Consider the following 258-nt stretch of genomic DNA (forward strand, 5'->3'; position numbering starts at 1 on the left):
GCCAGTGAACTGGGCCGTAAATACCCGCAATCGGTCAAAGTCTGGCGCGACGCCTGGGACCGGTTCGTGCCGTTTTTACAGTTCCCGCCAGCGGCCCGCCGGGTGCTCTACACCACGAATTCGATCGAATCGCTCAACGCTTAAACTGCGTAAAGCTACCCGTAACCGCGGGCAATTCCCGAACGACACCGCGGCGCTGAAAACGCTGTGGTTGATGATCTGCAACATCGAGGACAAGCGCGCTGCCCAGCGAGCGAA

1 pseudogene is annotated in these 258 nt (G+C 59.7%); it reads left to right on the forward strand.

What is annotated here, in order from left to right:
- Positions 1-258: pseudogene (locus QP140_RS10060) on the forward strand (transposase); the annotation flags it as partial.

Source organism: Corynebacterium sp. UMB9976 (genome assembly GCF_030212265.1).
GTDB lineage: Bacteria > Actinomycetota > Actinomycetes > Mycobacteriales > Mycobacteriaceae > Corynebacterium.